This is a genomic window from Parcubacteria group bacterium CG10_big_fil_rev_8_21_14_0_10_36_14 (genome assembly GCA_002772895.1).
Taxonomy (GTDB): domain Bacteria; phylum Patescibacteriota; class Patescibacteriia.
In genome coordinates this window covers 1-12924 of the sequence record PFCS01000065.1, presented here as the reverse complement: position 1 = coordinate 12924, position 12924 = coordinate 1, and the positions used below count along the sequence as shown (strand labels likewise).

Below are 12924 nucleotides of genomic sequence, written 5' to 3'. Positions count from 1 at the left end.
AGTAATTAACAAAGTGGTGCATTGTTAACTTGATTATTTATACATGCATCCATCAAAAAACTCCTCTTATTTCAGAGAAGTTTTTTGCCACAGACCATAGTACACGACGTTAGAACCAAGGTGATAGCTCAAAAGGATTATATTTTTTTTGCGAGGGTATAAAATAAAAAATTCTCCGCACGGGGCGGAGAATATCAGTAGAATAATTAGTCGTCTTCAATGGTTGCCCATTCTTTGCACTTCGGACATCGGACTTCCTAGAGCCGCTCAGTATCGTGCGGGTCGCCGCTGGAATCAAAACGAGTTCTGTCGCCTTTTTTCAATTTGAATTTATGGCTACAAAGACGTTTGATTTTTCGCCCCAAGCCACTCCTTTTATCAGAAACTTTGAAGTGTTGCATCTTATCTTCCTTCGGCGTCTTTTTCGCAAAGAGCAATCAACTTTTTTAATTCTGTAATTTCCTCACAAAGTCCGACGTAATAGTGGGTGCCCACCGCTTCTCTTGTTCTCTCCATTTTCAAATAGCACAAGTGCAATTCCAAATCCATTATAAATGTTCTATTTGAAAATTTGGATATTGCTTGAAGTATGCGAAATCTAACACTGCTATCTTTACAATTTTTAATTTCTTTCCAGTTTAGCATTTGCACCAACCAAGCTACATGTTCTACGGAAAGAGTCGGATTGTGTGCGACAAATCTCATTATGTCATAGAGCATCAAGCTTTTTTCGCTGTTTACGGGATAGAAAATGGGGTGGTATGGATAAAACGGAAGTTCTCCGTAATCTCGATGAATTTTCACGAGAGTCACAAGAATAGTTCCAGCATCAAGATTGCGGTGTTCGGCATACAGTTTTTCCATTTCTTCTCTCGCGCGCAATTCTTTTTCTGTCTGAAACGGCGCAATCAGCTTAATCTTTGCCGGCTGAAAAATACGACGAAAAAATTGGATAACCTTATTAAAGAGCATAATCTTCCCCTTCCTTAGTTAACAGTCTAAGTTTATCATTTTTTGCCACTCTTGTCAATAGTTATACTTCCCACTTGCCCCACCCTGTTAAATGCCTTTCGGGCAATATTTAACAGGGTAAATCAAAAAACTCCTCTTTCCGCCAGCCGGCGGATTAGAGAAGTTTTTTGATACAGACCATCTTTTAACTGCGCGCCAAAACCGCAAAATTAAATAAATAATCATTTATCCCTTTCAAATTATCACCATATTCTTTATCGCCAAAGACCGTATCACACAGCACCTCGCGAAGACGTAAAATTTCTTTGAGCCGTCGTTTCCAACGCGGATCGGCGATTGTTAAGTCAATCAATTCTAAAGCCCGCCAAATCGCATTTTCAAAATTTTCTTTGTTTTTATCGCGCCAATTTAATGCCCTGTTTGTCTCGCTTCCGATATTTCCCAATTGTTCCGCTAAAGATAGTTTTTGCCATCCGCCATCGGCTAATTTTTGATGTTGATATCTCATATTATTTAATCAATTTTTTAACAATCTCCGCGATTTTTTTCTGAATATCTTTATCCTCAACCCCGCGCGAACGATTATTTTGCCTTGGTCTAATATTTATCATTGAATCAAATTCAATAAAATCTTCGCCCGTTTTACTGGGATACAAATTTATGCCCCACAAATTTTCTTGTTTTGAATCCTGCTCTAATAATATTTGCTCTTCATCCGCGTGTAATTCCCCGCCGATAGCCATAATGTCTTTTTCTATATCAATAACCGCCTTGACTAAGTCGCCAAATCGCTTTTCTGCCATTTCAGTTAAATATTTATTATTAATTGGCTTATCTACGATCTCTATTTCCATAGGATAAAAATATTATTTATTATATTTTAATCCTACCACAAATCTCCCAAATCAAAAAGACCCCGATAAACGAAGTCCCTTTGGCAGACCATAGTAGAAGCCTGCCTGCCGGCAGGGATGTTAGAACCAGAATTTTGCTAATTTTATCCACAGTCAATAAAAATATTTTATGTTTTTTATAAATTTAAGCTTAAAATACGGTATACTTGACAAAAATTAAAATATGGTATAATATATATGAAAGAAAGTTTTTGGCCCGTGGTTTATATACCACACTTAGCGAAGAACTTTCAGAAAAGAAGATTTTCGGCCGTGGTTTATATACCACAAGCTGGCGGAGAGTCTTCTTTTTTGTTATTTGTCTTCTATTGGGAAAATTGACATTGACCACTTTTCATCTGTCTTCTTATCTTCCTTAATATGAACATAAAATAAATCATTTTGTTTTGTAGTGCCTGCAAACCGATGAAGTATCTCATTAGAACGATTAACATTTTGTTTAGAAATTGGTTCGAATTTTGAGTTTTCTATCAATTCTACTCCGCACTTAAAATATTTTAACCTTCTAGTTTTATCCGATAAATTATTATTGTCCCATATGCGCTTCCAAAATAGTTCTAAAAATATTTTATCTTTTTTAAAATATGCCGATTTGATATATGATTTTCTTTTTGATTTGCGTTTTATTGTTTTATAATAAACAAAAGCGGGTTTATATACTTCGCTATATTTTGTACCCGAATATTTAGATGATTTTGTTTTATATACTTTCATAATAATTACATTTTATCAACAAACACAAAGACCAGCAATGCGCTGGTTTTCATGGCAGGCCATAGTAGACCTGTCCCTCCCAAGTTTTTACTAAAACTGGGGCGGGAGGATGTTAGAACCAAAGCCTACAAACATTATTTGACCAAAAGCTATTAAAATAATAAAATTATAGAATATGGACGATATATCAAACTACGAAAAATTAAGAGAGGACGCTCAAAATTTCTATAATGATATAGGAACTATCTTTTGTCCTCTTTTTAAAGAAAAAGTATATTTTAACTCAGAAGGATTTAATCATATTGTTTATAATAATCCTCGTTCTGAAAGAGAAAGGTCATCTCAAATAATGAGGTTTAAACTTCTGCCTTTGGTGTGCGAATTGATAAAAATAACAACCACTTTTCAAGAATTTGAAGAGTCGGTAAAAGAGGTTGTAGTTAAAAGTCATAAAAAGAAAATTAAAAAATCTAAAGCGGTAAAATACTGGGGAATTATTGCTATTATTAAGGGCAGAAAAATAAAAGTAATTCTTAGAAAAATCGGCAATGGGTCTATACATTTTTGGAGCATAGTTCCAGCTTGGACAACGAATAAGCACAGAGATATAAAATTTATAACAACAATGAAAGGCAATCCAGAGGAGGACTAAACAAAAAAACCGCAGTAAAGCGGTATTTTTGCAAGCTTGCCTTCGGCTTATGTATTTAGCCGAATAGGGCTGACGCCCCACAAGCTTATTTATACTATACTATATTTTTTTAATATGTCAATAGCTGAAAATAAAGCTATTTTTTTATATAAATATTCGGTTATTTTATGGTTGTGGATATTTTAGTTCTAACTCCCCTTAAAATTCTCACGTGGGTATGGCAAAGTTAGAAACAAAAATCCCTCTTATTTTACTAAGAGAGATTCTCGAACAGGCCATAGTAGAGGATGTTAGAACTAAAATAATAGCTCAAAAGGATTATATTTTTGTGGCGGGAGTATAAAAAATTCTCCGCACGGGGCGGAGAATATCAGTAGAACAGTTAGCCGTCTTCAATGGTTGCCCATTCTTTGCACTTCGGACATCGGACTTCCCAGAGATGCTCAGTATCGTGCGGGTCGCAGCAGGAATCAAGACGGGTTCTAACGCCCTTTTTCAGCTTAAACTTATGGCCGCAAAGACATTTAATTTTTCGCCCCAAGCCGCTTCTTTTGTCCGTAACTTTGAAGTATTGCACTTTATCCTCCTTCAGCTTTTTCGTAAAGAGCAATCAACTTTTCCGATTTTGTGATTTCCTCGCAAAGCCCTGCGTAATAGTGAGTGCCCATCGCTTCTCTTGTTCTTTCTATTATCAAATAGCACAAGTGCAACTCTAAGTCTATTCTAAATGTTCTATTTGGGAATTTGGAGATCGCTTGTAATATGCGAAATCTAACACTGCTATCTTTACAATTTTTAATCTCTTTCCAGTGTAGCATTTGCACCAACCAAGCTGCGTGTTCTACGGAAAGAGTCGGATTGTGTGCGATAAATCTCATTATGTCATAGAGCATCAAGCTTTTTTCGCTGTTTACGGGATAGAAAATGGGGTGATATGGATAAAACGGAAGTTCTCCGTAATCTCGATGAATTTTTATGAGCGTCACAAGAACAGTTCCAACATCAAGATTGCGGTGTTCGGCATACAGTTTTTCCATTTCTTCTCTCGCGCGCAATTCTTTTTCTGTCTGAAACGGCGCAATCGGCTCAATCTTTGCTGGCTGAAAAATACGGTATAAAAATTTAATAGTTTTTTCAAAGGGCATTATATCCTCCTTCCTTGGTCGATAGTCCAAGTTTATCATTTTTTGCTCCTTTTGTCAATAGTTCTAATTCCCACCTGCCCCATCAAAAACTCCTCTTTCCGCCAGCCGGCGGATTAGAGAAGTTTTTTGCCACAAAAGATACTGAACGAGGTTAGAACCTATTTATAAACAAAATGAAGTAAAATAAACATTATAATTTTATCAAACAAAAAATCTCGGTTTTTCCCGAGATATTATTAAATTACACTGATATTGGAAAGCTCAAGATATTTAATTAAATCTTTGGGTAAAGCTTGTCTTTCAGGAAGTAACTTTTTGGCTTCGCATAGAATTTGGCGAATATCTTCCATTGTAAATACCTGAAGATTAAAAAATTGTGATAATTCGCCATATTCTGCCAATCGACCACTTACCGGTAGCATACAATTATCTAATAAAGAAATACTTAACTTACCAGAATTTCTTGCTGTAATACACAAAACTTGTATCCATTCGCTGATTAGTAGATGGGTAAACATTTCCGCATCATCTTTAATGTTATAAAGGAGTTTGCGTGCTTTTCCAGCTTGAATACAATCCTGGCGATAATTCTTGTCTGTAATATATTTATAAAGGGCAACAATTTTTAAAAGAACCATTACGTTTGCAATTTTAAGTCGCTCATAAATTGTGCTTTGCTTTTCTTGTTCCTGTAAGCGCTTGATAGCAATTGGCTTAGCAATGGGCAATATTAATTCATACACCGATTTTAACATTTTCACCTCCTCATATCATCCTACCACAAATCCCCCAAATCAAAAAGACCCCGATAAACGGAGTCCCTTTGAAGGCAAAATTTAATTTTTTTCCATAGTGCTTAATGGCACAAGATGTTTTTTTAGCCAATCCGAAATTTCCTCTATAATTTTATCCTTCTTTTTTGTTTCAGATTTGGCTATAAAAAGGGTTTTTTGGACAATTTAATTTTTGCCGGCATCAAGCCACATTTCATTGATATAAAGAAAAACCATTAGAGAGGCGGTGGAAATTCTTTTATTTCCATTTTGAAAAGCATGAGCTTTATTAATTGCATAAAACAAAATAGCGGCTTTATTAACAATAGTAGGATACAAATCTTTTCCGTCAAAAGTTTGGCGAGGCAGATTTAATGCCGCATCAAGCTTTTCTTCTGAATGTTCTTGGAAAAGAGCAATTGGATCATCTTTCGTATCAAAAACCGCCACCGCTAATCGGTGGCACATTTTTTCCATTAAATCCGCATCTAAATAGTTCACAAAATAAAAAATTAGGTCCGATCGTAATCGGCCAGTTTTATAAAAACGTCGCGATACTCGCGAATCGCCATATCAGTTCCCTTTTTAACCTTTTCTTCAAGCAAATGCCTGTCCATTCTTATTGAAGGGGTCTCTTTTCGTTTTTTGCCCATCCTAATAGATTGTATAATTTTTTTAATCATAGATTTATTATAACACAAGGGTTAACAATAAAACAATAATACATAATAATTTTTAGTATGTCAATAAGGATTATATTTTTGTGGCGAGGGTATAAAAAAGCAACCTTTTATGGTTGCTATTGTGATAATCGTCTGGATTGAATTTTTACCACTTTAGTCTTCGACAAAATTTTATCTCCTGATAATTATTACTACCGGGCTGATGGCAGTCTCCGGATGGAAAATGATCAATGTTACTTCCGCAAGTGTTACAAACGCGTACCACATCTATAACGCCGATATCAGGCGGTGGTTCTATTTTACAAGGGGGAATATATTCCGATTTTACGCCGTCAGGGTGCCCATATTCAAAATAATGATAATTTCCATGACAAGCCAATGGCCCGTAACGTCTAAGTGCGCAAATGGAGCACACCATAAAATGCTGTACCGCCTCTTTTTTTGAATAAGAGCATATGGCACAGGGTTGTGGATATTCGGTCCATTTATGGCAATCCAGCTCAAAAAGAATATTTCCTTTTTCTGATACCACCTTCATCTCCTTTTGTTTTCTCTACGGACAGCTTAGCAAAAGTCTACCGCTGTGTCAATATTTCATTTTTTAATTTCTCATAACGAAAAGCTCATCCAAAATCAAAAAGACCCCGCTTTCTATATACAATGGTGTGCCTTGCAGACGCTACCCTTGTAAATAAAATGAACATACCGTGGTATATTCATTGGTGTGTTTATTTTGGCAGGCCATAGTAGAGGATGTTATGCGCCCCAGGCGCATCCGCCTTGGGCGGAAAACTATTATTCTTCAGAATAATGAGATAATATCTCTGAATTTCTAATCAAAATTGTCTTATTTGTGGTATAGGTTAATCCTTTATTTGGAGTATTTTCAAATCCTAAATAAACTATTTCTATTTTTCTGTCTTTTAATTCTTTAATAGCTGGTTGCAAATCTGAGTCTGAACTTGCCAAGATAGCCATTTTTAATTTTTTATCACAGCTCCAAACGACCATATCAACAGCAATTTTTACATCAACACCTTTTTCTTTGAATGTTAAAATCTTTTTTAATCCCCTGCCCTCGTATTGTCCACGAACTCTACCTGCAATTATAAATTCAAAATTTTGTTTTTTGCTTTCAAGGTGCGCTTTCAATAATCTACGTTTTTCAATTAACTCCTTTGATTTTTTCTCCGTTTCAGGATGTGAAACTAATTTTGCGAAATAAAAAATACGTCTATCTGTTTTTACACCCTCTAAAACTTTATTAAATAAACCATTAAAATCAAATTTTCGCCAATCAGAAATTTTAATTTTATTCTCTTTGAAAACTTCTTCTAATTTTCTCAAAAAATTTTCTCCGTCGATAAAAAGTATTTTGGACATATTATTTTAATTAAAAACCTCATCGGACCCGAAGGCTGGATGAGGCGTTTATGCTATTATAATATCATATTATAATAATTTGTCAATAGTTAAAAATAAAGCTATTTTTTTTATATAAACATTAAGCTGTTTTATTCTTGTGGATATTTTTTAGTTCTAACCTCCCTTAAAATTCTCATGTGGGTATGACAAAGTTAGAAACAAAAATCCCTCTTATTTTACTAAGAGAGATTCTCGAACAGGCCATAGTAGAGGACGTTAGAACAATCATACAACGGCAAACAGGACATATTTATATCCCAGATCTAAGACCGGGAGTAGTGAAGTTATAATTTACCCCACCGCCCCACACACTATTTATTGTTAAAGGGTTTTGGTAAAATACACAATTCGGATTCGTCTATATCCGTCTCACCCCAAGTATGTCCGCACGCTCCACAAACATTTTTTAATTTCATAGTTCCACCTGTCCCCTTTTCAGATTTAGAATCAGTATAAAATTGCGCGGATACTTTTTGAGAATGGCAGGATGGGCACTCCATAATCTCAAAATTATCTGGCTCAGTTGAGACAACGGCCTCTTTTTTTTCTTTGCGTTTAAATAATTTGTTTATTATAGACATATAAATATTTTTTATTTCATAGTATTTCCCCCACCGCCCCGCGCACTATTTATTGTTTCTTACTTTTAGTATACCTATTGTTATAAGTATATACAAAGGTGGTGTCTGCAAGGCACACCATTGTATAGATGTGCACTTTTTTATAATTTTTATTATAGATAGGAAAAGGCACACTAAAAGCCATCCCAATATCACCCGATAATTTTTTAAAAGCATTAAACATATTTTTATCTTTTTATTTTACCCCACAACCTCACACACTACTTATCAGATCTTTCTTTGGCTTGCATCTTTATTTTTTTATACTCCTTCCACGCTTTCTTGCGTTTTTTATTAGGCAACGCTTCTATATCATCTATTTCTTTTTTAAGTTCTTTAGCTTTCAATTTTTTCCATTTTTCTTCTTGTTTTTTAAATATTGGCTCCGCTAACCAGAATAACAAAGCTATTAAAAAAATAAAAATACCAACCCAAGATAATAAAAGAGAAAAGAGCCTTCCTCCTGCTATTATTCTAAATCTATCTTCCCACGAATCTATAAGCACAAATATTCCTATCCATGCACAAAAAACAACGATAAAAACTTTTATAATCATTTCTATAATATAATCCTTACGTTTGTCGCTTTCCATATATCACTACTTTAATAATTGTTTATATAAAATCACAATGCGTTCTTTTATATTTTTATTTTTCATTTTTTTACCAAATTTTTTGATAATCTGAGGAGTTAAAACTATATTATGTATCATCTCCTCGTGGCAATCATAACACAAAACCGCTTTCTCGTTTTTATCTTCTATATTAAAATATTTTTTAATCTCTTTTTTATCAAAAAGCTTTAAAAATCTTTTAGGGAAAAAGTGGTGCCTTGATATGTGGCATTCCGCGCCACTTGTTCCATATTGTTTTTCGTTTTTTAATATCAACTCGCAACCGCACAGTTCACATTTCATACTTATAATTTAATTATTTTACCGCATAATCAATTCTTTTATTGATTGTTATTATGGCTACAAGCGTAGCCAATAGCGCAGGATATACAGGAGAAGTACTCATAGTCTCCCTTAATTGCCACAACATACTATATATATTTGTTAGTATGCCATACTCATATATCCAAAAACCACCTTTTAGAAAAACTATACTACCGATCACTATTATCAGAAAGTAAGAAAAAAATCTTAATACCTTATTTAAATTTTTGAATGATTTTTTAAATATTGACAGTCCTAAAAAATATAGTGATGTAAGCGTGATAAAAATAACTGCACTAACTATGAATACGAGGAATAGCTCTGTGTATTCTATTGAATATTTAAAGATTGCATCACCGAAAAAATAACAGAGGAACAAAAATAAGCCAATAAACATGGTTTGAAGTAGTAATAATGTTTTTTGAGGTGATATTTTCATATGTATAGTTTTGTTTTAATTTTTTTACCCCTCTACTCCGCGCACTATTTATTGTTTCTTACTTTTAGTATACCTATTGTTATAAGTATATACAAAGGTGGTGTCTGCAAAGCCAGACTTTGTATATAAAAAGACCCGCGCGTTTTTTATATTTTAATCCTACCACAAATTCCCCATATCAAAAAGACCCCGAAATCGGAGTCCCTTTGGCAGACCATAATACACGACGTTAGAACCAAAATTATGCTAAATAAAGAGTATATCTTTGTGGCGAGAGTATAAAAAAGAGCCCGAAGGCTCAGATGATAATACTATGCAGGCAATGCTATGGCGCCACAATATTCACACCGTTGATATGCATTGGTAAAATGATGAAAAGGACACTTTTTTATTAAAGCCGTGGAAGCCTCATCTAATTTTCCAAGTTCCGTTCGAAGCTCAGCCGTTATTTCTTCAATTTTTTCATTAATTTCACGACGTTGTTTTTTGATAGCATCTCTTTCTTTCACGATATCTTCACGTGTGATTTTTTCCATTTCTTCTTCTCCTTTAATACTGTCGAAATAATATCATAAAAATTATATTTTGTCAATAGTTCTACTTCCTACTTGCCCCATCAAAAAACTCCTCTTATTTCAGAGAAGTTTTTTGCTACAGACCATAGTAGAGGATGTCCCGCCGATGGCGTGATAAATTAGAACCAGAATTATGGTAAATAAAGAGTATGTGTTTGTGGTGAGGGTATAATTTAACCATTGCGTGCCAAAACCGCAAAATTAAATAAATATACAAAGGTGTGCTTTGCAGACACCACCTTTGTAATTAAGTGAGATCATTTTTTATATTCTAATCCTACCACAAATCCCCCAAATCAAAAAGACCCCGAAAATCGGAGTCCCTTTGGCAGGGGTGGTAGGAATCGAACCCACGACAAGGGTTTTGGAGACCCTTGTGATACCATTTCACCACACCCCCCTATATAAATAAATGATATTAGATATAATTTAACGGCTCAAGGGGTAAAGCCGTTAAATTTGGAGATTGCCGCGTCGCTTTTGCCCTTCGACAAGCTCAGGGACTAAAACTCCTCGCAATGACAACGATGCAATAATATTTTTATTTTGTTTCTTTATGCAATGTATGTTTTTTGCACCATTTGCAGTGTTTTTGCAACTCTATCCTATTCTTCAGCTTTTTTTTGTTTTTTGAAGTATGATAGTTAATTCTTTTACACTCTGTACACTCCAATTTTATTAGGTTGTCTTGAGACATATTTTTTATTATTTTATTTTATAAACAAAGCCGTTGCGCGGATTTGAACCGCGGACCTACTCCTTCATTTGCACCTCTATTTTTTTGGCATATATTAGAGGATTAGACTGTATCTTTGGCGTATCCGTCAGCTGACGGACTTAGCCACCCTTGTCAGTCGTTCGGGCCGATTTTGTCGGCCACGGTCTCTGCCTCATGCCAGGCCTTTGACCGTTATTCGGGATTCACCCTAAAGTTTCCGATAGAGTGGGCAAGTTTTATGAATTACCATGGAGTTGCTCTACCAACTGAGCTACAACGGCAAAATTAAATTTCTAATGTTACTAATTCGTGCACTCGTTCTGCCCAACCTTTTAATTTCAGGAATAGTTTTGTATCGCAAACATAAATATCAAATGTTCCATAGGGTAAAGAAGTTCTTGTGTTTTTGCTTGATTTATTGGGCTTATTATATGTTTTAAAAAACTGCTTAATTGGTATTTTTGTTACCTCTGACCAATATTTTTCCGCTTTTTTTACATCTAAATGACAATGTATATGAATGTGTCCTCTGAATTTTTTCTCTGGAACAGCGCAAGTCTTTCTAAAGAATTTCATCATTACCTCTATTGCGTTCGGATCGCCATTGGAAAATCTCACAAGACCACGCTGGGTTTTTCCACCCTCGGCCCAATAAAACACTACTCCGGTTAAAAACAAGTCTTTTTCTGAAAATTTAGTAATATCTTTCTTTGCCTTATTTACAACTGTCTGTCTTTGTATCCTCTCCCTATATAGTCTAGTATTTCTGCGCTTCTCGACAACCTCTGTCTTGATTCCTTTTTTGGACAATTCTTGTTTTTGTCTCTCAGTTAACTCAACATCACGAACCCAAATACTCACACTACTTTTTGAGACTTTCAATTTATTTCTTATTTCATTCATCGACAATCCTTGTTTTCGCAATTCTCTTGCTTTTTGTTTTTCGTTCATTTTCATATTCGAACTCTTCAAGTATTATATACTTATAGTATAATATACCTGTTCGAATATGAAAACAAATGGGCGATGTAGGATTCGAACCTACGACCTCTATCTTGTAAGGGTAGCGCTCTAACCAACTGAGCTAATCGCCCCTGGTGGGTAGGGCAGGATTCGAACCTGCGAAGGCGGAGCCAGCAGATTTACAGTCTGCCCCTGTTGACCACTTAGGTACCTACCCTCCTAAAAAACCAAGTCTATCACCTATTTTCTATCAATAAGAGACAGGCTTGGTTGCGGGGACCGGACTCGAACCGGTAACCTCAGGGTTATGGGCCCTGCGAGCTGCCAATTGCTCTACCCCGCGATATAAATGGAGCCATCTCGGGGGTTCGAACCCCGGACCTACGGTTTACAAAACCGTTGCTCTACCAGCTGAGCTAAGATGGCATTTAACTCTAGACTAAAAAGTATTGTATCACAAATATAAAAAAATATCAAGTTTGGTTAGTTTGCCATTATAAATCCAGCGCATAGACGCTGGCTAATCAATAAATTGCACTTTTTAAATATTAAACGCCAACCTATATTTGCTGTATCCTTTCCTTAAATTCTTTTATTTTTTTATTTTCCGGATTAACGGCTCGCAAATTGCTAAGCGCCTGTTTAGCAAGATCCATATCTCCTATTTTTATGGCTGACTCAATCAATAGATCTAGATATTTTGGATTTTTTGGCTCAAGCTCCATCGCAGCCTTAAATTGCTGAATGGCAGAATCCTTATCTCCCGACTGATTGTATATGAGTCCCAGATTCATTCGGGCAATAACTTTTGTGCCATCAATTGAAAGCGCTTTTATATAATATTGTTTTGCTTCGTCCAAATTATCTTCTTCCCATGCAAGATTTGCTAAATTTATATAAACATCAGCATCTTCAACGCCAAGCTTCAATAAAAATTCCAATATTTGGCGAGATTCAAAAACTTTATTATTTTCTAAATAAAGTTTTGCCAGTTCTTTATACCCGTCAATATTCTTTGGGTCTAACTTCAAAATTTCTACATATTTTCCCTCTACCTGTTTCCAGTCTTCTGCAACTTCACGCAAATTCGACGCTTCATTCATAAGCTCATCTATTTTTTCTTGTTGCTTATCTTTTTTTCCTTTTGGTTTTTCTACGTCTTTTGTTAAAGTTCTTGTAGACTTTTTTTCAATTTCAATTAGTTTGTCTACGGTTTTTTCAAAATAATTTTTTAATTTTCCTGTTGCGCCTTTTAACAATTCTTTTGGTTTTTTACCACGCTCTTTCAATAATCTATTAAAACGCGAGGCAAGTATAGTATCTTTTATTTTTTTTGTTTTTGAAACTTGTTTTTCGATATCAATCAAACTTATACTCAAAGACTTGCGTATAA

General features: G+C 34.9%; 18 protein-coding genes and 5 tRNA genes. 1 reads left to right on the top strand and 22 read right to left on the bottom strand.

Features of this window, described 5'->3' with window-relative positions:
- Positions 1–402: 402 nt before the first annotated feature.
- From COU51_05120 to COU51_05105, 4 genes are all read right to left on the bottom strand, one after another.
- Positions 403–972 carry a hypothetical protein gene (locus COU51_05120; protein ID PIR66233.1) on the bottom strand — a complete coding sequence of 190 codons (570 nt, stop codon included), beginning with the start codon at positions 970–972 and terminating at the stop codon, positions 403–405.
- A gap of 184 nt (positions 973–1156) precedes the next feature.
- Complete coding sequence (locus COU51_05115) at positions 1157–1480, bottom strand: hypothetical protein (protein ID PIR66232.1); 324 nt, start codon at positions 1478–1480, stop codon at positions 1157–1159.
- A 1-nt stretch (position 1481) separates the two neighbouring features.
- The gene (locus COU51_05110; protein PIR66234.1) at positions 1482–1775 is read right to left on the bottom strand and encodes a hypothetical protein; all 294 of its coding nucleotides are present in this window, start codon (positions 1773–1775) and stop codon (positions 1482–1484) included.
- A gap of 405 nt (positions 1776–2180) precedes the next feature.
- The gene (locus COU51_05105; protein PIR66231.1) at positions 2181–2600 is read right to left on the bottom strand and encodes a hypothetical protein; all 420 of its coding nucleotides are present in this window, start codon (positions 2598–2600) and stop codon (positions 2181–2183) included.
- 175 nt (positions 2601–2775) lie between these two features.
- Here COU51_05105 and COU51_05100 point away from each other — a divergent pair, with 175 nt between their 5' ends.
- Positions 2776–3252, top strand: coding sequence for a hypothetical protein (locus COU51_05100; GenBank protein ID PIR66230.1), 477 nt, complete (start codon positions 2776–2778; stop codon positions 3250–3252).
- A 578-nt stretch (positions 3253–3830) separates the two neighbouring features.
- On the opposite strand, the gene COU51_05095 is transcribed toward COU51_05100, so the two are convergent.
- From COU51_05095 to COU51_05010, 18 genes are all read right to left on the bottom strand, one after another.
- Positions 3831–4436, bottom strand: coding sequence for a hypothetical protein (locus tag COU51_05095; GenBank protein PIR66229.1), 606 nt, complete (start codon positions 4434–4436; stop codon positions 3831–3833).
- A gap of 197 nt (positions 4437–4633) precedes the next feature.
- Positions 4634–5152: a hypothetical protein gene (locus COU51_05090; GenBank protein PIR66228.1), complete on the bottom strand. Its 519-nt coding sequence runs from the start codon at positions 5150–5152 to the stop codon at positions 4634–4636.
- A gap of 204 nt (positions 5153–5356) precedes the next feature.
- Entirely contained in the window at positions 5357–5647 is a 291-nt protein-coding gene (locus tag COU51_05085; GenBank protein PIR66227.1) for a hypothetical protein, read from the bottom strand.
- A 351-nt stretch (positions 5648–5998) separates the two neighbouring features.
- Entirely contained in the window at positions 5999–6391 is a 393-nt protein-coding gene (locus COU51_05080; GenBank protein ID PIR66226.1) for a hypothetical protein, read from the bottom strand.
- A 257-nt stretch (positions 6392–6648) separates the two neighbouring features.
- Positions 6649–7236 (bottom strand): hypothetical protein, encoded by a 588-nt coding sequence (locus COU51_05075; GenBank protein ID PIR66225.1) that lies wholly within the window; start codon positions 7234–7236, stop codon positions 6649–6651.
- 353 nt (positions 7237–7589) lie between these two features.
- Positions 7590–7859, bottom strand: a complete 270-nt coding sequence (locus COU51_05070) for a hypothetical protein (protein PIR66224.1) — start codon at positions 7857–7859, stop codon at positions 7590–7592.
- A gap of 260 nt (positions 7860–8119) precedes the next feature.
- Entirely contained in the window at positions 8120–8491 is a 372-nt protein-coding gene (locus COU51_05065; protein ID PIR66223.1) for a hypothetical protein, read from the bottom strand.
- A gap of 6 nt (positions 8492–8497) precedes the next feature.
- The gene (locus COU51_05060) at positions 8498–8815 is read right to left on the bottom strand and encodes a hypothetical protein (GenBank protein ID PIR66222.1); all 318 of its coding nucleotides are present in this window, start codon (positions 8813–8815) and stop codon (positions 8498–8500) included.
- Positions 8816–8828: 13 nt separating this feature from the next.
- Positions 8829–9275, bottom strand: a complete 447-nt coding sequence (locus tag COU51_05055) for a hypothetical protein (protein ID PIR66221.1) — start codon at positions 9273–9275, stop codon at positions 8829–8831.
- 311 nt (positions 9276–9586) lie between these two features.
- A complete protein-coding gene (locus COU51_05050) occupies positions 9587–9811 on the bottom strand; it encodes a hypothetical protein (protein PIR66220.1) in 225 nt (74 codons plus the stop codon).
- Between the two features lie 365 nt (positions 9812–10176).
- Positions 10177–10250: transfer RNA gene (locus COU51_05045), tRNA-Trp, on the bottom strand.
- 141 nt (positions 10251–10391) lie between these two features.
- Complete coding sequence (rpmG, locus tag COU51_05040) at positions 10392–10547, bottom strand: 50S ribosomal protein L33 (GenBank protein PIR66219.1); 156 nt, start codon at positions 10545–10547, stop codon at positions 10392–10394.
- A 306-nt stretch (positions 10548–10853) separates the two neighbouring features.
- Positions 10854–11525 (bottom strand): hypothetical protein, encoded by a 672-nt coding sequence (locus COU51_05035; GenBank protein PIR66218.1) that lies wholly within the window; start codon positions 11523–11525, stop codon positions 10854–10856.
- Between the two features lie 63 nt (positions 11526–11588).
- Positions 11589–11662, bottom strand: a tRNA-Val gene (locus COU51_05030).
- A gap of 1 nt (position 11663) precedes the next feature.
- A tRNA-Tyr gene (locus COU51_05025) sits at positions 11664–11748 on the bottom strand.
- Positions 11749–11798: 50 nt separating this feature from the next.
- Positions 11799–11874 (bottom strand) — tRNA-Met (locus tag COU51_05020).
- 7 nt (positions 11875–11881) lie between these two features.
- Positions 11882–11957: transfer RNA gene (locus COU51_05015), tRNA-Thr, on the bottom strand.
- Between the two features lie 134 nt (positions 11958–12091).
- Positions 12092–12924 (bottom strand): hypothetical protein (locus tag COU51_05010; GenBank protein ID PIR66217.1); only part of this gene is annotated, 833 nt, incomplete at its 5' end.